A 17582-nucleotide genomic window follows, 5' to 3' on the forward strand; every position below is an offset into this window, starting at 1 on the left:
AACCATTCTTCTCGCAGGTCGTACATGATCGAAAGTTTCGAGAGGAAGACTTCATGTCGGTTTCGGTTGGTGACGAGGTCCGGGCGGCGCAGCCGCCCCAGCAGAGCCTGGGGACGGACGCCGCTCGGAACCTGGCGACCACCACCAAGTCGGCGCCGCAGATGCAGGAGATCACCTCCCGGTGGCTGCTGCGGACGCTGCCGTGGGTCCAGGTGCAGGGCGGCACCTACCGGGTGAACCGCCGGCTCAGCTACGCGGTCGGCGACGGGCGGGTGACGTTCGTGCAGACGGGGGACCGCGTGGCGGTCGTGCCGGCCGAGCTGGGCGAGCTGCCCGCGCTGCGGGAGTACGGCGACGAGGAGGTGCTGGCCGAGCTGGCGCGCCGCTGCGAGCAGCGGGAGTTCGAGCCCGGCCAGGTGCTCGCGGCCGCCGGTGACGCGGCGGACCAGGTCTTCCTGCTGGCACACGGACGGGTGGAGAAGATCGGCACGGGTCCCTACGGGGACGAGACGGCGCTCGAAGTGCTGGCCGACGGCGCGTACTTCGGCGAGCAGGCCCTGGTGGACGGGGAGGCCACCTGGGACTGGACGGCGCGCGCGGCCACGGCGTGCGTCGTACTGGTGCTGACCCGCCAGGACGTACGGAACCTCGCGGAGCGTGAGGACTCCCTGCGTCACCACCTGGAGGCGGCGGCCTCCGTGCCGTCGCAGCGGACCAACAAATACGGCGAGGCGGCGATCGACCTCTCCGCCGGGCATGTCGGCGAAGCGGTCGTGCCGCACACGTTCGTGGACTACGAGCCGGCGCCGCGCGAGTACGAACTGAGCGTCGCGCAGACGGTTCTGAAGGTCCACAGCAGGGTCGCCGACCTCTACAACCAGCCGATGAACCAGACCGAGCAGCAGTTGCGGCTCACGGTCGAGGCGCTCAGGGAGCGCCAGGAGCACGAGCTGATCAACCACCGCGAGTTCGGCCTGCTGAACAACTGCGACTACGGCCAGCGCCTCCAGCCGCACGACGGGGCGCCCAGCCCGGACGACATGGACGAGCTCCTGTCGCGCCGCCGCGGTTCGAAGCTGTTCCTCGCTCATCCGCGGGCCATCGCGGCCTTCGGCCGTGAGTGCAGCAAGCGCGGGCTCTACCCGGGCACCGTGGAGGTCTCCGGCACCCATGTCCCCGCCTGGCGCGGAGTGCCGATCTTCCCGTGCGACAAGATTCCCGTCTCGGATGCCAGGACGACCTCGATCATCTGCATGCGTACGGGCGAGAGCGAGCAGGGGGTCATCGGCCTGCAGCAGAGCGGTATCCCGGACGAGATCGAGCCCGGCCTGTCGGTCCGCTTCATGGGCATCGACGAGCAGGCGATCATCTCGTACCTGGTCACGGCGTACTACTCGGCGGCCATCCTGGTGCCGGACGCCCTCGGTGTGCTGGAGAACGTGGAAGTGGGCCGCCGGCGGTGAGGTGAGCCGCCGCGCGGGTGGCGTGGCACGGCGTGGTTCCGTGCCGGGCCGCCCGTAGCGCCGTACAGCCATGGCGACGTACCGCCGTAGCACCGTACACCCGCACCCCCCCAGGACCGAGAGGAAGGTGCCCCGTGACCATGACCAGCACCGGTCCCGCCACCGAGGGCCACGAGGCGGTGGCCCTCCTGGAGCGCACCCGCGCCGAGGTCGATCCCGAACTGCGCGCCGCCGTCGAGTCGTTACCCGCCTCCATACGCGGGGTCGCGCTGTACCACTTCGGCTGGGCGCGGCCCGACGGCACCGCGGACCCGGGGGGTGCGGAGCGGGCCGGAAAGGCGATCAGGCCCGCGCTCGTCCTCGCCGCGGCCCGCTCGCTCGGCGGGGACCCGCGCGCCGCCGTACGGCCGGCCGTCGCCGTCGAGCTGGCCCACAACTTCACCCTGCTCCATGACGACGTGATCGACGAGGATCCCGTACGCCGCCACCGCCCCACCGCCTGGACGGTCTTCGGCACGGAGCACGCCATTCTCTCGGGCGACGCCATGCTCGCCCTCGCGGTACGGCTCCTCGCGGAGGATCCGCACCCGGCGTCGGCCGCCGGCTCGGCGCGGCTCGCGTCCTGCGTGATCGAGCTGTGCGCGGGCCAGCAGGCGGACTGCGCCTTCGAGGCGCGCGATCCGTGCGAGGTCTCGCTCGACGAGTGCGTCGCCATGGCGACCGCCAAGACCGGTGCCCTGCTGGGCGCTTCGTGCGCCCTGGGCGCGCTCTACGCGGGCGCGGGGCCCGAGCAGGCCGAGGCCATGGACGCCTTCGGCCGGGAGGCGGGGCTCGCCTTCCAGCTCATCGACGACCTGATCGGGATCTGGGGCGACCCGGGGCGTACGGGCAAGCCGGCCGGTGCCGATCTCGCCGCCCACAAGAAGTCGCTGCCGGTCGTCGCGGCGCTGGCCTCGGCCACTCCGGCCGCCGGGGAGCTGGCCGAGCTGTACCGGCGGCCGATGGACGCCGAGGCGGTGCGGCGCGCCGCCGACGCCGTCGAACGGGCCGGCGGCCGGGACTGGGCGCAGCACGAGGCGGCCGAGCGGATGGCCCGCGCCGTCCAGCAGCTCTCCCGAGCGGTCCCCGACCTCGCGGCGGCGGGCGATCTGCTCTCGCTCGCGGAGTTCGTCACCCGCCGAAGTCGCTGAGAAGTCGCTGACAGCCGCCGGAAGTTCACGTGGCGCTGACATCCGACCAGCTGAGTAGGGTGGCCGGAGACCAGAGGAAATTCCGGCATCAGGGGGATCGGCGTGCGCCGACTGACGTACTTCATCGCGGTGTCCATCGACGGCTTCATCGGCGACCCGTCGGGGGACGGGACCTGCTTCGTACGCTTCGTGGACGAGGAGTTCTTCGCGTATCTGAAGGCCGAGTACCCGGAGACGATGCCGACCCACGGCCGGAAGCCCCTCGGCATCGACGACCTGGAGAACCAGCGCTTCGACACGGTCGTCCAGGGGCGGGCCAGCTACCAACTCGCCCTGGACGAGGGGGTCACCAGTCCGTACGCGCATATGCGGCAGTACGTGGCATCCCGCACCCTCAAGGAGAGCCCGGACCCGGCGGTCGAGATCGTGGCCGAAGATTTGGCCGGAAAGGTCCGGCAGCTCAAGGCGGAGGACGGCGGGCTCGACATCTACCTCTGCGGCGGCGCCGACCTCGCCGGGCAACTGGCGGACGAGATCGATGAGTTGATCATCAAGACATATCCGCTGGTGCTCGGGTCGGGGATGCCGATGTTCGCGAAGGATTTCGCCATCACCGAGTTCACGCTGGAGTCCGTGCGGGCCTTCGAAAACGGAGTACTCGTCAGGAACTACGCAAGGAAGCGGTGACCCCTGCGGCAGCGGAGGTTCCGCTACCGCTACAGTCCGCGCCATGACAGCGGAACCGACGGATTCATGGGCGGGCTGGTACCGGGACCGCCAGGGGGCGGAAGCGATCACCCTCACCTCAGGGGGACAGCAAGTACGTACGCAGATCAGGGGAGTTGAGTACGAAGGGGAGGATTTCGCCGTACTGGAGGCGGTGGGGCCGGACGGGGGCGGGGTGCTGTCCTCCTGCGTCATGGAGTGGGACATCCCGCTGCCCGTCAGCTCCGACGGCACGGTCGAACAGGCCACGCTGAGCTGTCTGCTCGCACTCGGCGAGCGGGAGGGCGGCGGGCCGGTCGGGCGTGCGGAGCTGAGCCTGACTCTGCACTGCGGCGGGGCGGCGTACGCGTCGGGGATCGCCGGGGGCGGTTTCGAGGAGGCGCTCGGCCGGATCAGGCGCCAGCTCCCGACGAACACCGAGCTGTCGGACCGGCGGCTGGTGGGCGCGTCCTGACCCACCGGGGTCCCGGGACCCGGGACCCCGCGTCCCTGACTCCCCGAGCCGCCGGGCCGGTCGCCGGATTCCGGGAACACGGAAGGGGCGTCCCGTGGGGGGTGGATTCGGGGGGACGCCCCTCGCGTGCGGTGCTGCGGGAAAGGTCAGGAGAGCTTGGCCAGCGCGGCGGCCAGGCCGTTCGCCCAGAGGCTGTTGACCCGGGAGCGCTCCGCCGCGTTCGGCTGGGCGTTCTGGCAGGACGTGCCGGGACCGCCGCCCGACATCAGCTCGCTGCACGGGCCCGAGTAGTGGTCGGGGAGACCGAGGACGTGCCCGGTCTCGTGGGCCGTCACCCGTGTCGAGTTGTACTGCTGGTTCTGCGCGTAGTCCAGGAAGATGTACCCGGAACCGTGGCCGTTGGTGCTGGCGTACGAGCCGCGCGGGTCATTGCCCTCGCGGTAGGTGAAGTCGACGCCGCTGGTGCCCGCCTGGAGCTTCACGTTGGAGACGGCGCTGTTCCAGATCGAGGTGCTGGAGGCTATCTGGCTCGCGAAACGCGGTGCGGCCGAGGCGTTGTAGACCACGGTGACGGCCTGGATGCCGGGGTTCGCGGCGCGCTTCTCGGCGACCGACTTCACGACGGCGTCGAAGAACGCCTTGTTGTTCGCCGCCTCCTCCTTCGAGCCCTCGTACGCGGCGTACGAGGCGGCCGGCGCGGCCGATGTGGCGTCGGGGTCGGCGGCCGACGCGGTGGGGGCGAGGGCGAGGGCGCCGACGAGCGCGAGACCGAGGCTGACGGCGGCGGAGGCGGCGCGCTTGGTGTGTCTCATGTGGGGGGCTCCTGATTCCTGTTCGTCCGGTGGACGGATCGGGGTACCGCAGAGTCTCGATGAGTTCGCCCCGGCGCGGATGATGTCAGCCGCCGATAACACCAACGCATCACCCCGCGTGGATACCCGGCGGTATTTCTTCGAATCAGGCTCCAATTACAGTGTTTTGACCATCTGGTGTGGCTCAGAAGGCCGTTCTACTCTCTGGGCATGGAGCTGGAGGTGAGACACCTGCGCGCCCTGTGCGCCATCGCCGACACCGGCAGCCTGCACAAAGCGGCCCGCCAGTTGGGGATGAGCCAGCCGTCCCTCACGACGCAACTGCGGCGCATCGAGAACGCTTTGGGGGCCGAGCTGTTCGCCCGTGAACGCACCGGCTGCCGGCCGACCCCGCTGGGCCGTTCCGTCCTGAGCCGGGCCAGGCCGCTCGTCTCCGGGATGGCCACGCTGGTCGCCGAGGCACGCGCGGCCGCCGACCGCGGCGCCGGGCCCCGGCTGCGCGTCGGCTCCACCGCGAGCCGCGCCCTCGCCGGCTGGCTGCGCAGGCTGCGGCACCGGCTGCCCGGCACGGACATCTCGCTGCACATGGACGTCTCGCCGAGCGCGCTGCTGCGGATGGTCGCGGCGGGCCAGCTCGACGTGGCCTTCGTGCACGAGGTGGAGGGCTGCCCGCTGGCCGTCCCCGACGGGCTCACCCGGCGCGTACTGGTCGAACGCGAACCGCAGTTCGTCTCCATGGCCCGGGACCACCCGGCGGCGGCCAGCCAGGTCGTGGAACTGGCCGATCTCGCCGGGGACCGCTGGATGGTCGATCCCGCGGTCGACGGTGAATGGGACGGACTGCGCCGGGTGCTGGGCGCGGCCGGGCTCAACCCCCGGGTGGTGCACGGCGATTACCTCACCGCGACACAGCTGATCGCGGTCGGCGAGGCCGTCGCGCCCTGCCAGCCCACCTCGGGCCCGCGGGACGACATGGTGATCCGGCCGCTGCGGGACGACCCGCTGGCCGTACGGCTGCTGCTCTTCTCCCGGCCCGCGCGCTCCGACCACGCGATCGGCGACGGCGACGTCCTCGGCGAACCCGCGGTGGCGGCCCAGGTGTTCGCGGACCTGGAGGCGGCGTACCGGGAGGCGGCGCTCCGGGCGGTGGACTACCGGCGCTGGCTCACCCGCCACAAGAGCCCCCTGCTGCACGCCCCGGCCGCCTGACCGAACCGTTCGGCGGTACGAACACGGCCGGTCGGGGTGAGCAGCGCGAGGTGTTCAGCCGTATCCCCAGGTGAACACCGCAGGGGCGACTTGAGGAGCGATTTGAGATGGCCCACCGCCTGACCGTGCCCGGCCTTTTCCCGCCGCCGGACTACGCCCACGCGGCCGTCGTCGAGACGGACCGGCGCCTGGCCTTCCTGGCCGGTGCGGTCCCGCTGGACGGCGACGGCAAACTGGTCGGCCCCGACGACTTCGTCGCCCAGACGGAACAGGTCCTCACCAACCTGGAGAGCGCCTTGGCGGCCCTGGGCTGCGGCCTCGGCGACGTCGTGTCCACCACGGTCTACGGGGCCACCTCGGACCCGGCGGACCTCAGCCGCGTCTGGGAAGTCGTCCGCGCCGGCGGCCTGACCCTGGGCCCGCACGCGTCGACGCTGCTCGGGGTGGCCTGCCTGGGCTACACGGGCCAGCTGGTGGAGATCACGGCGGTGGCGGAGATCCCCTGAGCGGTTCCGGGCGCGGGACGGGGAGCGGATTCATCGTCGCCGGTGCCGCTGCCAAAGCTGTGCGGAGGTGAGCAGTCTCCTTGTCCAGTCATCGGGGTCGGCACCTGCGATCTCGGTCCAGAGCCTTGCGCAGGCTTGGGCGAAGGCGTCCACCGCTCGGGGTGGTGCTGACGCCCAGGCCGGCAGTGACCCGGCCTGCTCTTCGGCACTTGCCGGCGTGTGGCCTGCGGCGACAAGCCAGATGATCCAGTACGCGGGGTCGAGCCAGGAGGCGCCTCGGGTGGCCCAGCCCCAGTCGACGAGGCGGGCTCGGTCGTCGCTGATCAGGACGTTGTGGTTGTTCCAGTCCGTGTGGAGCAGCGCGTTGCCTCGGAAGGCGTCCGCGTCGGCGGGGTCGGCGACGTAGCCGACCAGGCGTTGTTCGGCGTGCCGGAGCTCGATGTCAGGGCAAGGGAGAGAGGCGAGCTCTTGGAGGGCGGCGGTGACTTTGGGCAAGTCGGGGGAGCCTGGGGAGTAGTCGGCATGGTGGCCGTCGATGGCCTCAAAGCCGAGGACATCCCAGCCGTCGGTGATGACGTGGAAGAGCAGGCGCGGGGCGAGCGGGGTCACGTACGGGTTGATGTCTGCCTCGCGTTGCTGCGTCCAGACCCAGCGGTGGTCGGCGCGCAGGCCCTTGAGGAAGACGACTCCGTCGGCGGTGTGTGCGACCGCGGAGAGGGAGCTGTTGAGACCGGTGCTGACGTTTTCGAACCTGAGAATCGATCCGGTCTCGGCCTCGATGGCGGTGCGAACGCCAGAGGGGAGACCGTCGAAGGCGATGGAGGGTGCGGGCATGGCCGTCAGGTTTCCAGATCTACGCGCCAACGGGGCTTCCGGCGCGAGGTGCCGCCGGAAGCCCGTGACGGGGTGGTTAGTTGTACGGGTTGTCGTCCCCGCAGCCAGGGGTGGTGGCCGTGGCGAAGGCGTCCACGTCTTCGATGAGGATGATCTCCACATCGGGTTCGAACGGCTGGTGGATGGGGGCGATCTCGACTGCTACGGCGGTCATGGGTCAGCTCCTTGTTGTCGCGTGTTGGCAGTACCTGTCCAGTGGTGCCTTCGCCTCCTGGTAGACCTTGGCCAGCGGCCGACAGACCCGGCAGGTGCCGGAGAGCCGGCAGCCGGTGCAGCCACCGGTGCGAAGCATCAGGGAGTCGGCGACGCCGCCGAGGCGGCTCAGGCCCTCGACTCCCGTGGTCATGAGGGGGATCGCGTCGTCGCGGCCGACCTTGCAGATGGAGGCCATGCCGTGCGGGTCGACGTGGAAGAAGGTGTGTCCTGCGTTGCACCCCTGGAACGGTTCACGGTCGACGAGGTGGTCAGGAGCCTGTGTGGCGAGCGTCTCGGCACCGCCGTAGATGGTCGGTGACATGTGCGTGTACTCGCGGTATGCCAGCCCGTAGCGGTCGGCGAAGGCGCGCATCAGGTCGGCCTCGTGGGCGTTGTGCCGCGTGATGATCAAGGCCAGGTCGAGGGGCAGCCCAGCCTCGTGCGCCGCGTCCAGCCCCTTGAGGAACATCCGGTACGCGCCCTTGCGGCGGGTCAGCCCGTCGTAGGACTCGGCGGTGGCCCCGTACAGGCTGAGAGTGATCCGGTTCGGCCTGAAACGGGTCAGCAGGGCGAGGTGCTTCGGTGCGGCCAGGCGGGAACCGTTGGTGAGGATCTCGACCATCATGCCGAGCTCGTACGTCAGCCGGTACGTCTCCGGAAAGAGCTTGTCGATCATTGGCTCGCCACCGGTGAGCTGGAGCCAGAGCACCCCGGCGTCCCGGATGGCATGGATCAGGCGCTCGCGCTCGGGCCAGCCGAGCCCGGAGAACCGCTTCAGCCCCAGGTAGCAGTGCTCACAGTCGTAGTTGCACCCGAGGTTCAGCTCGTACGAGGCGCGCCCGTAGCCGTACCGGGACGGGGCGCGCACCAGGACGCTCTCACCGAGCTCCCGCCCGCTCAGGTCCAGATCCCAGGTGCGGCGGGCCGCGTCGGCCATCCAGGAGGGCACCGTAGCGGCGGCGATACGGAGTTCTTCGTAGCGGCGGGCGGGCAGGCGGGCCGCTTTCGCGCTGCCGGGTCGTACGAGCAGGTGGTGATCGAGGTACGGGGCGGCGATCAGCTCGTGCATGAGGTTCCCCCTCCGGGGGAGTCGAGGACGAGGCGGGCCCAGAGGCTCACGCCGGTCGGACCGCTTCGCAGTCGTGGAGGGCCTTTTGTGGTAGTCGCACCGGCCGTGCTGCCTTGCGACGGCGGTGATGGACGCGCTCGTCCGGGTGGCCATGGTCAGGACGGTACGAAGACCACAGCCGCAGTTGCTCACCGATTGCGCCGGATTGCGTGAGTCAGCGGGCGGGTTGGCGTCGATTGCTCACGAAGAGCCGAGGGACATCCGCGCGCGGGCGACCAGCCGGTGCGCCCTCGCCCCGTACACCGCGACTTCGTTGAGCGCGTCCCATACCCGTCCGTACAGCTCCACGTCCTCGGGCGCCTCGTATTGCAGCTCCGTGTTGATGGTCTCGACGACGACGCGATCCTCGTCGAAGATCCAGAACCCGTGCTTCGGAGTCAGCGGCAGCGGCGCGCCGAGCGGTACGACACCCAGTTCCACCGTCGACATGCCGATCAGGCCGACGAGCCGGTCCAACTGCCCGGCCATCACCGCCGGCGGGCAGATCAAGGCGTGGAGGGCGCCTTCCCAGACCAGTACCCGGAACAGCTTGCCCACCTGATACAGCACTTCCTGCCGTTTCATGCGGGCCTGTACCGCCTCCTCCGTGTCGCGGGGCGACCGCATCAGCCGGGCGTTCTGGACGAGCAGATGCCGGGCATAGTCAGGTGTCTGGAAGAGCCCCGGGATCACGGTGGCTTCGTACCCGCGGAGGACAGCCGTGCGCTGGTACTCGACGACGTACCGGTCCTGGACCGACCGGTGACCCGCGGCGAGCTGGCGGCGCCACGACCGCTGCTGTGACTCCAGCCCGCGCCGACGGCTCTCAAGATCAGAGGTCTGATCGGCGGCGCCGGTCGCCTCTGCCCATGCCGTCAGGTCCTCGGCGGACGCGGTCTGCTTTCCCGTCTCCAGCCGGGAGACCTTCGAGCGCTGCCAGCCCAGCCTGGCGGCGAGATCCTTGCCGGTCAGTCCGGTCTCGGCGCGCAGCTCCCGCAGGCGCGCGCCGAGTGCGACTCTGGCGTTCTGGAAATCGGTGGTCACACGGACGAACGTACCCGCGCCCACACCTCGGCCGTAGGGAGTGCGACGGGCATGGCCCGGTCGCGGGCCCGGCAGGCATCGAGCACCTCGGGGCCGTTCTCGATCAGCTCGACTCCCACGGTGGAGTCCGTGTCGTCGATGTGCATGCGGACGAGGACGCGGGAGTCGAAGAGCCACAGATCGAAGCCGGGCAGCCCCAGCCGCTCGGCCTCCGCCCGGGGCAGTACGCGGATATCCTCACCGGCCGCCACATTTCCGGCCGCGGTCGCCATGAGGAATCGCTGCCCGGCTGTGGGCGGCTCGTCGAAGATCCGCACGCGGGAGAAGCGCCCGCCTTGCTCGGCGCGGGCACGGACGTTGACGTTCCACGGGTGGTCAGGCTCCGGTGCAGGTTCTACGCCGCGCATGAATGCCTGGTAACGGGCTCCCGCCCGGTCGGTCGCGTAACCGCGGCGGGTCTCAAGCCGCCATGCGGTGTGCTCGAAGTCTGCGAAGAGGTGGGTGATCTCCTCGAAGGGGATCAGGGACGGCACTGGCACTCCTTGGGCGCGAAACGCGTGAGCAACTCGCGCGGGACGCGGACGAACGTCTCGTCGTCCTTGACGTCCCGTAGTTGGGCGAGGTGCTCGGGGTCGGTCTCGCGTTTGCCTTGGACAAGGATGTCGCCGGTTTCGATGATGTCGTACAGCGTGGGGCAGTTGCCGTGCTCGGAGGTGGTGCCGATGAACCTGAGGGTCACGATGGGCTCCGTTCTCGCCGGTAGGAACAACAGCTTGGTGGTAGCAGCCGTCGACCGGGTACACGATTGCGTGGGATTGCTGCGGACTGTCGTCCACCGGATCGTTGCGCGCAACATACGGCGCTCGGAGCCTGACGGGCAGCCAGAAGAAGTTGACCTCCCAAAAATCGCCCCGTTCGGTTCTGATGGGTGCCCGATCATGTAAGAGGGCTCGACGGCCGTGGCCGTCGAGCCCTCTTGGTGTCTCTGTGACCTGCGCACAGGCGCTCCGCTCGGGAGCGCGGGGCACAGTGCGGCGCGCTACGCCTTCTTGGTCTCCCAGAAGATCTTGTCGATCTGGGCGATGTAGTCCAGAGCCTTCTGGCCCGTCGCCGGGTCCTTCGACGCCTTCGCGGCCGAGAGGGCCTTGAGGGTGTCGTTGACCAGCTGGTGCAGCTCCGGGTACTTCTCGAAGTGCGGGGGCTTGAAGTAGTCGCTCCACAGCACCGAGACGTGGTGCTTGGCGAGCTCGGCGCGCTGCTCCTTGATGACCGTCGCGCGAGCCTGGTAGTGGGGGTCGTCGTTGCCGGCCATCTTTTCCTGGACGGCCTTGACCGACTCGGCCTCGATACGGGCCTGGGCGGGGTCGTACACGCCGCAGGGGAGGTCGCAGTGGGCGCTGACCTTCACCTTGGGGGCAAACAGGCGGGAGAGCATGGAGCTGTCCTTCCTCGTGATCGTCTTCTCAGGTGGGACATTACTCCGTGAGAAGAGGTATTTCGCGAGTGCCCCCTTGGGCTTAGGACAAAAGTCCGGGGTCACCATGGGACCGGTGGCGGAACGTACCGTGGGACCGGGAGGTGCCGTATGACGGAACTGGGGCAGGAGCCGGGGGCGGGGCCCGAGCGGGTGCCGGGGCGGGAGCCTCGGGTGCCGTGGGGGATCGCGGAGGTGACCGGGCCGTCGATGTATCCGACCCTCAGGCACGGCGATCAGCTTCTGGTCCGCTACGGAGCCCCGGTCAGGGCCGGGGACGTGGCCGTGCTGCGGCATCCGCTCCAGCAGGACCTGCTCATCGTGAAGCGGCTGGTCGAGCGGCGCGACGGGGGATGGTGGGTGCTCGGGGACAATCCGGGCGCCGAGGGGGACAGCCGGGTGTTCGGGACGGTGCCCGAGGAGCTGCTGCTGGGGCGGGTCAGGGTGCGGTACCGGCCGCTGGGCGGTCAGCGTTCGGCGCGCGCGGTGGTCTCCTGGCTGGTCCGCGGGGTGCGACCGGTGCTGGCCGCGCGCTCGCCCGCCGGGCGGCTGTCGCTCTCCAGGCGTTTGCGGGCCCGGTAGGCGGCGACGTTGGCGCGGGTCGCGCACCGGTCCGAGCAGTAGCGGCGCGAGCGGTTGGTGGAGGTGTCGAGGTAGGCGTTGCGGCACGGCGCCGCCTGGCAGAGGCCGAGCCGGTCCACGCCGTACTCGGTCAGGTGGAAGGCGAGCCCCATCGCCGCCGTCGCCGCGTACCCCGCGGTCGCGTTGGACGGGTGCTCCGCAAGGTGCATGTGCCAGCGGGGCTTGCCCTCGGCGTCGAGGAGGTCGTGCCCGGAGACCTGCGGGCTGACGGGGAACTCCAGCAGCAGGGAGTTGAGCAGGTCCACCGCCTGCGTGGGCTCGCCCGAGTCGGCGGCGCTGAAGACGGCCCGCAGCCGCGACCGTACGGAACGGAAGCGCGTCACATCGGCGTCGGTGGCGCGGCGGGCCGCCTGGGAGTTGGGTCCGAACAGGGCGCGGACGGCCTCGACCGAGGTCAGGGTGTCCGTGCCGCGGGCCGGTTCCTCGGTGTTCACCAGGCGCACGGCATAGTCCGAGTAAGAGGCCAGTTCCACTTGTAGTCCTTACGGAAGCGGTCTAGGTTCTGGAGTTCTGGAGGGTGGGAGTGGTAATGACTGGTTATGGTTCCAGGGTATTACCGGGGTGTGGGGGAGGGGGTCCATGACGGGGACGGGGACCGAGAGGAGCGGAAGAGGCGCCGCGACCGGACCGGGAGGAGCGCTTCCGGGGGCATGCTGGACAGGGTGGAGGCCGCGGTGGGCTCCGAACCGAGGGTGCTGGACCTCGCCCGCGGTACGGGAAGTATCACGGACAGACTGCTGAAACGGTTCCCCCGTGCGGTGAGTACCGGTGTCGATCTCGATCCCGCCTGCTCACCATTGACTGCGGCTGCTGCCGTACGCCACGTAAGGAACGCCACGGATCGACGGGGCCGGGTGCGCACACCCGCGGCCTCGCCATGGCCCGCGCCGGGGCCGCGGGTGCCGTCTACCGGGCGGGGTGGTGGGAGCCGGGGCCCGTTGTTCGGATCGCGCCGGGCTCGCCTGCCCTGGCGGCTCAGGACCCCGTACGCGCGGCCCCGGCCGCCAGGCGTACGGGGTCGCGCGGCCCCGGCCGCCTGGCGCGCTCCGCGTGCTTGTCCTCGTGCCGGAACGGCGGGTGTCGGGGGGTGGGGCGGCGCGGCCGGCCGGCCCCCCCCCCCGGGGGGCGCGGCGAGCGGCAGGAACGGAGACGTCGCGCCCGGGGGCGGGGCGGCCGCGGCGCCGCGCCCCCCCCCCCCCCCCGGGGTCAGAGGACCTTCGACAGGAACGACTTCGTCCGCTCGTGCTGCGGGTCCGTCAGTACGTCGCGCGGGTGCCCCGACTCGACGACCACGCCGTCGTCCATGAAGACCAGCGCGTCGCCCACCTCGCGGGCGAAGCCCATCTCGTGCGTGACCACGATCATCGTCATGCCGTCCGCCGCGAGATCCCGCATCACGTCCAGCACGTCGCCCACCAGCTCCGGGTCGAGCGCCGACGTCGGCTCGTCGAAGAGCATCAGCTTCGGCTCCATCGCCAGCGCGCGGGCGATCGCCACGCGCTGCTGCTGGCCGCCGGAGAGCTGCGACGGGTAGCTGGCGGCCTTGTCGGCCAGTCCGACCCGGTCCAGCAGCCGCTCCGCGCGGGCGCGCGCCACGGCCTTCGCCTCGCCCCGTACCTGGACCGGCGCCTCCATGACGTTCTCGATCGCCGTCATGTGCGGGAAGAGGTTGAAGCGTTGGAAGACCATGCCGATGTCCCGGCGCTTCCTGGCGACCTCGCTCTCCTTCAGCTCATACAGCTTGTCGCCCTTCTGGCGGTAGCCGACCAGCTCACCGTCGACGTACAGCCGGCCGGCGTTGACCTTCTCCAGGTGGTTGATGCACCGCAGGAAGGTCGACTTGCCCGAACCGGACGGGCCGATCAGGCAGAACACCTCACGCGGCGCCACCTCCAGGTCGATGCCCTTGAGGATGTGCGCGGCGCCGAAGGACTTGTGCACGGACTGGGCCTGCACCATGGCGTTCATGAGGCCGCCTTAGGGGATCGGCGGAACGTGGAGAGGGGGGAGAGGGCCGACAGGTTCTTGACGACCTTCTGCCACGGCGTGAGCGGCAGCGAGCGGCTGGAGCCGCGCGCGTAGTACCGCTCCAGATAGAACTGCCCGATGCTGAAGACCGTGGTCAGGATCAGGTACCAGGCCGCCGCGAGGAAGAGCATCTCCGCCGCGGCGCCCGAGGTCTGCCCGATGTCCAGCGCCGCTCTCAGCAGTTCGGGATACTGCACCGCCGAGACCAGCGAGGTGGTCTTCAGCATGTTGATGACCTCGTTGCCCGTCGGCGGCACGATCACCCGCATCGCCTGCGGGATGACGACCCGGCGCAGCGTCTTGCCCCGGCTCATGCCGAGCGCGTGCGACGCCTCGCTCTGCCCCTCGTCGACGGAGAGCAGACCGGCCCGGCAGATCTCCGCCATGTACGCGGCCTCGTTGAGGCCGAGCCCCAGCAGCGCCGTCAGGAACGGCGTCATGAACGAGGACCAGTAGTCCTTGTAGATCGGTCCGAGGTTGATGTACTGGAAGACCAGACCCAGGTTGAACCAGACCAGCAGCTGCACATAGACCGGCGTCCCGCGGAAGAACCAGATGTAGAACCAGGCGAGGGAGGACGTCACCGGGTTCTTCGACAGGCGCATCACCGAGAGGATCACGCCCAGCACCACACCCATCAGCATCGCGAGGACGGTGAGGAGCAGGGTGTGCCAGACGCCGGAGATGATCCGGTCGTCGAAGAAGAAGTCGGGGATCGCCGCCCAGTTCACCTTGCCCTGCGAGAAGGCGTAGACGAGGGTCACGAGCAGCGCGACGGCGACCGTGCCGGCCACGTACCGCCCGTAGTGCCGGACCGGGATGGCCTTGATGGCCTCGGGTCCGGCGGCCGGCGGGTCGGCGGGGCCCGCCTTTTCGATGTCAGTAGTCACAGATGTTTGCCTCTCAGCGCCCCGGTTGCGGGACTGGTGCCAGGACTGGTTCCAGCTCCGGTCCCGGTCACGAGCCGCCGTTGAGCTTGGCCTCCGGGACGGCGCCGGACTCCGCGCCCCACTTCGCGAGGACCTTCGTGTACTCGCCGTTCTCGATGATCGCGTTCATCGCCGTCAGGAGGGCGCTGGAGAGCTGCTTGTTGTCCTTGGAGACCGCGATGCCGTACGGCGCGGAGTCGATCGTCTCGCCGACCAGCTGGAAGTCGTTGCCGCCGCCCGAGGTCTTCACCGCGTACGCGGCGATCGGGGAGTCGGAGGAGCCGGCGTCGGCGCCGCCGCCGCGCAGCCGGGTCTGGGCCTGCTGGTCGTTGTCGAACGACTCGAAGGTCAGCTTCTTGCCGGCCGGGCAGGTCGCCGCCTGCTTCTTGGCGGCGTCCTCGGAGACGGTGCCGCGCTGCACGACGATCTTCTTGCCGCAGAGGTCGTCCCAGGTCTTGATCCCCTGGTCCTTGCCCTTCGGGGTGTAGATGGACACGCCGGCGGTGAAGTAGTCGACGAAGTCGACGCCCTCGCCGACCTTCTTGCCGTCCTCGACACCCTCCTGGCGGTCCTTGGTGTCGGTCATCGCGGACATGGCGATGTCGTAGCGCTTGGCGCGCAGGCCGGTGACCAGGGTGTCGAAGGTGGCGTTCTCGAATTCGAACTTCACGCCGAGCTGCTTGCCCAGCGCGGCGGCGATGTCCGGGTCGATACCGACCGTCGCGCCGCTCTTGTCCTTGAATTCCACCGGCGCGTACGCGATGTCGGAGCCGACCTTGACGACGCCCTTGCTCTGGATCTCCTTCGGCAGCTTGTCGAAGAGGGGGGCCTTCGCGGCGTCGGCCGACGAGGAGGAGGCCCCGCCCGTGTCCGAACCGCTCTTCGTCTGGTCGCCGCAGGCGGTCAGCAGCAGGGTCCCCGCGACCGCGATCGCGCCGACCGCGGCCATCCTGGACTTCGCGGTGGTGGTACGACAGGTGCTGCTTGCGGTCATGATCAGGGTCCTCCGGCGGATGAGGGGAGCTGCCAATGGCCGAGCACGCGTCTTCGAGTGTCGCGACCTAGTGTGATGAGTGGCATCTTGCCATTCGGACGGTCCCCTCAAGGGCGCCGGGCATGTCAAAATCGGGTAACGGGAGATCCCCACGACTCGACAAGGCAGCCCATCACAGCCGGACCTTCTGTCGAAACACCTTCTTGCGGCCGTAGAATCTTCGGTCCGCATCCCTTACCGAGCGTGATTCATGCCGCTTTCCTGAAGTGTCGGCAATATCCGGCATTACTTCCGCATAAGCGGCTATGAGTCATCTCACCGTGAGGGACCGCGCGCGGACACCGCTGCGGCGCGCGTGTGCGACGCGCCCGCTCCGTACGTACGTATGTGCAGGTACGGAAGGCGGTGCCCACCCACTCCTCCTCATCCGGGGAGTGGACACCCTCAACCGATGAAGACAAAGGGGTCACCCACATGGCAGCGGAGATCGTCAATCATCGTGACGGCGGCGGAGCCGTCGACGGCGGCGTGGCCGGGGCGGAAGGTTCCTCCGAAGAGCCCTTCGATCCGGCCTTCGCACTGCACCGCGGCGGCAAGATGGCCATCCGGGCCACCGTGCCCGTGCGGGACAAGGACGACCTGTCCCTCGCGTACACGCCCGGCGTGGCCAAGGTCTGCAGCGCGATCGCCGAGCAGCCCGAGCTGGTGCACGACTACACCTGGAAGTCGCAGGTCGTCGCCGTCGTCACGGACGGTACGGCGGTGCTCGGGCTCGGTGACATCGGCCCGGAGGCGTCGCTCCCCGTGATGGAGGGCAAGGCCATCCTGTTCAAGCAGTTCGGCGGGGTGGACGCGGTGCCGCTGGCGCTCGCCACCACCGACACGGACGAGATCGTCGAGACCGTCGTCCGGCTCGCGCCCTCCTTCGGCGGGGTCAACCTGGAGGACATCGCGGCGCCGCGCTGCTTCGAGATCGAGCGCCGGCTCCAGGAACGGCTGGACATCCCGGTCTTCCACGACGACCAGCACGGCACCGCCGTGGTCACCCTCGCCGCCCTGCGCAACGCGGCGAAGCTGACCGGGCGCACCCTCGGCGAGCTGCGTGCCGTGATCTCCGGCGCGGGCGCGGCGGGCGTCGCCATCGCCAAGTTCCTGCTGGAGGCGGGCATCGGCGATGTCGCCGTCGCCGACCGCAAGGGCATCGTCAGCGCCGACCGGGACGACCTGACGGACGTCAAGCGCGAGCTGGCCGCCCTCACCAACCGCGCGGGGCTCTCCGGCTCGCTGGAGAGCGCGCTCGCCGGCGCCGACGTCTTCATCGGCGTCTCCGGCGGTACGGTCCCGGAGCCGGCGGTCGCCTCGATGGCGCCCGGGGCGTTCGTCTTCGCGATGGCCAACCCGAACCCCGAGGTCCACCCGGACGTCGCGCACCGGTACGCGGCGGTCGTGGCGACGGGCCGCAGCGACTACCCGAACCAGATCAACAACGTGCTCGCCTTCCCGGGGATCTTCGCGGGCGCGCTCCAGGTGCGGGCCTCCCGGATCACCGAGTCCATGAAGATCGCGGCGGCGGACGCGCTGGCGGACGTCGTCGGCGACGAGCTGGCCGCCGACTACGTCATCCCGTCGCCGTTCGACGAGCGGGTGGCACCGGCGGTGACGGCGGCGGTGGCCGCGGCGGCCCGGGCGGAGGGCGTCGCGCGCCGCTGATCGTCTCCGTGACGGGGACTCTTCGCGAAGGGGACTCTTCGTCACCGGGACTCCTCGTGACGGGGGCCCGTGAACGGGGTCCCTTCGTATACGACGTGTAGCGCCGGGCGGGCCGTGATCGGTCCGTCCGGCGCTTTCGCTTGCACGGGCGCGCGCGATCGCACGCGACCGGACAAGTGCCCCCGCCGGTCCGAAAGTTCGGCG

The 17582-nt window shown here is 70.0% G+C and carries 20 protein-coding genes and 1 pseudogene; 9 read left to right on the plus strand and 12 right to left on the minus strand.

The features are described from left to right. Nucleotides 1–53 precede the first annotated feature (53 nt). From ACFTZC_RS34740 to ACFTZC_RS34755, 4 genes are all read left to right on the plus strand, one after another. Nucleotides 54–1463: a family 2B encapsulin nanocompartment shell protein gene (locus ACFTZC_RS34740; protein ID WP_382896724.1), complete on the plus strand. Its 1410-nt coding sequence runs from the start codon at nt 54–56 to the stop codon at nt 1461–1463. A 140-nt stretch (nt 1464–1603) separates the two neighbouring features. Next, nucleotides 1604–2653, plus strand: a complete 1050-nt coding sequence (locus ACFTZC_RS34745; RefSeq protein WP_382896726.1) for a family 2 encapsulin nanocompartment cargo protein polyprenyl transferase — start codon at nt 1604–1606, stop codon at nt 2651–2653. Nucleotides 2654–2755: 102 nt separating this feature from the next. Next, nucleotides 2756–3340: a dihydrofolate reductase family protein gene (locus ACFTZC_RS34750; RefSeq protein ID WP_382896729.1), complete on the plus strand. Its 585-nt coding sequence runs from the start codon at nt 2756–2758 to the stop codon at nt 3338–3340. Nucleotides 3341–3383: 43 nt separating this feature from the next. Continuing rightward, nucleotides 3384–3833 carry a DUF6304 family protein gene (locus ACFTZC_RS34755; protein WP_382896732.1) on the plus strand — a complete coding sequence of 150 codons (450 nt, stop codon included), beginning with the start codon at nt 3384–3386 and terminating at the stop codon, nt 3831–3833. Between the two features lie 146 nt (nt 3834–3979). Here ACFTZC_RS34755 and snpA read toward each other — a convergent pair whose 3' ends face one another. Beyond that, nucleotides 3980–4645 carry a snapalysin gene (gene snpA, locus ACFTZC_RS34760; protein WP_382896735.1) on the minus strand — a complete coding sequence of 222 codons (666 nt, stop codon included), beginning with the start codon at nt 4643–4645 and terminating at the stop codon, nt 3980–3982. A 210-nt stretch (nt 4646–4855) separates the two neighbouring features. Here snpA and ACFTZC_RS34765 point away from each other — a divergent pair, with 210 nt between their 5' ends. Beyond that, nucleotides 4856–5854 carry a LysR substrate-binding domain-containing protein gene (locus ACFTZC_RS34765; RefSeq protein ID WP_382896738.1) on the plus strand — a complete coding sequence of 333 codons (999 nt, stop codon included), beginning with the start codon at nt 4856–4858 and terminating at the stop codon, nt 5852–5854. A gap of 107 nt (nt 5855–5961) precedes the next feature. Then, complete coding sequence (locus tag ACFTZC_RS34770) at nt 5962–6360, plus strand: RidA family protein (protein ID WP_382896740.1); 399 nt, start codon at nt 5962–5964, stop codon at nt 6358–6360. Nucleotides 6361–6390: 30 nt separating this feature from the next. On the opposite strand, the gene ACFTZC_RS34775 is transcribed toward ACFTZC_RS34770, so the two are convergent. The 7 genes from ACFTZC_RS34775 to sodN form a co-directional block, all read right to left on the minus strand. Next, nucleotides 6391–7194, minus strand: a complete 804-nt coding sequence (locus tag ACFTZC_RS34775; RefSeq protein WP_382896743.1) for an aminoglycoside phosphotransferase — start codon at nt 7192–7194, stop codon at nt 6391–6393. A gap of 76 nt (nt 7195–7270) precedes the next feature. After that, nucleotides 7271–7408, minus strand: coding sequence for a hypothetical protein (locus tag ACFTZC_RS34780; RefSeq protein WP_382896746.1), 138 nt, complete (start codon nt 7406–7408; stop codon nt 7271–7273). Between the two features lie 3 nt (nt 7409–7411). Beyond that, nucleotides 7412–8518, minus strand: a complete 1107-nt coding sequence (locus ACFTZC_RS34785) for a radical SAM protein (protein WP_382896748.1) — start codon at nt 8516–8518, stop codon at nt 7412–7414. Nucleotides 8519–8758: 240 nt separating this feature from the next. Beyond that, on the minus strand, nt 8759–9601 hold the full coding sequence (locus ACFTZC_RS34790; protein WP_382896751.1) for a helix-turn-helix domain-containing protein: 843 nt from the start codon (nt 9599–9601) through the stop codon (nt 8759–8761). Then, the gene (locus tag ACFTZC_RS34795) at nt 9598–10134 is read right to left on the minus strand and encodes a DUF6879 family protein (protein WP_382896754.1); all 537 of its coding nucleotides are present in this window, start codon (nt 10132–10134) and stop codon (nt 9598–9600) included. Before ACFTZC_RS34795 ends, ACFTZC_RS34790 begins: the two co-directional genes overlap by 4 nt. After that, nucleotides 10122–10340 carry a hypothetical protein gene (locus tag ACFTZC_RS34800; protein WP_382896756.1) on the minus strand — a complete coding sequence of 73 codons (219 nt, stop codon included), beginning with the start codon at nt 10338–10340 and terminating at the stop codon, nt 10122–10124. The genes ACFTZC_RS34795 and ACFTZC_RS34800 overlap by 13 nt, the downstream gene beginning before the upstream one ends. Nucleotides 10341–10640: 300 nt before the next feature. Next, nucleotides 10641–11036, minus strand: coding sequence for a superoxide dismutase, Ni (gene sodN / locus ACFTZC_RS34805; protein ID WP_382896758.1), 396 nt, complete (start codon nt 11034–11036; stop codon nt 10641–10643). Between the two features lie 150 nt (nt 11037–11186). Between sodN and sodX the strand changes: the two genes are divergently transcribed. Next, nucleotides 11187–11657, plus strand: coding sequence for a nickel-type superoxide dismutase maturation protease (gene sodX / locus ACFTZC_RS34810; protein WP_382896761.1), 471 nt, complete (start codon nt 11187–11189; stop codon nt 11655–11657). Here sodX and ACFTZC_RS34815 read toward each other — a convergent pair. After that, nucleotides 11543–12190, minus strand: coding sequence for a CGNR zinc finger domain-containing protein (locus ACFTZC_RS34815; protein ID WP_382896763.1), 648 nt, complete (start codon nt 12188–12190; stop codon nt 11543–11545). The genes sodX and ACFTZC_RS34815 overlap by 115 nt on opposite strands. Nucleotides 12191–12339: 149 nt before the next feature. Between ACFTZC_RS34815 and ACFTZC_RS34820 the strand changes: the two are divergent. Beyond that, nucleotides 12340–12505 (plus strand): annotated as a pseudogene (locus ACFTZC_RS34820) (SAM-dependent methyltransferase); the annotation flags it as partial. A gap of 418 nt (nt 12506–12923) precedes the next feature. Here ACFTZC_RS34820 and ACFTZC_RS34825 read toward each other — a convergent pair. The 3 genes from ACFTZC_RS34825 to ACFTZC_RS34835 form a co-directional block, all read right to left on the minus strand. Next, on the minus strand, nt 12924–13676 hold the full coding sequence (locus ACFTZC_RS34825) for an amino acid ABC transporter ATP-binding protein (protein WP_382896841.1): 753 nt from the start codon (nt 13674–13676) through the stop codon (nt 12924–12926). Between the two features lie 5 nt (nt 13677–13681). Then, nucleotides 13682–14635, minus strand: coding sequence for an amino acid ABC transporter permease (locus ACFTZC_RS34830; protein ID WP_382896765.1), 954 nt, complete (start codon nt 14633–14635; stop codon nt 13682–13684). 67 nt (nt 14636–14702) lie between these two features. Then, nucleotides 14703–15668, minus strand: coding sequence for an ABC transporter substrate-binding protein (locus ACFTZC_RS34835; RefSeq protein WP_382896768.1), 966 nt, complete (start codon nt 15666–15668; stop codon nt 14703–14705). A gap of 474 nt (nt 15669–16142) precedes the next feature. Between ACFTZC_RS34835 and ACFTZC_RS34840 the strand changes: the two genes are divergently transcribed. Beyond that, entirely contained in the window at nt 16143–17378 is a 1236-nt protein-coding gene (locus ACFTZC_RS34840) for an NADP-dependent malic enzyme (RefSeq protein WP_382896770.1), read from the plus strand. Nucleotides 17379–17582: the final 204 nt, after the last annotated feature.

The sequence above is a fragment of the Streptomyces sp. NPDC056987 genome, from assembly GCF_042673865.1.
Classification (GTDB): domain Bacteria; phylum Actinomycetota; class Actinomycetes; order Streptomycetales; family Streptomycetaceae; genus Streptomyces.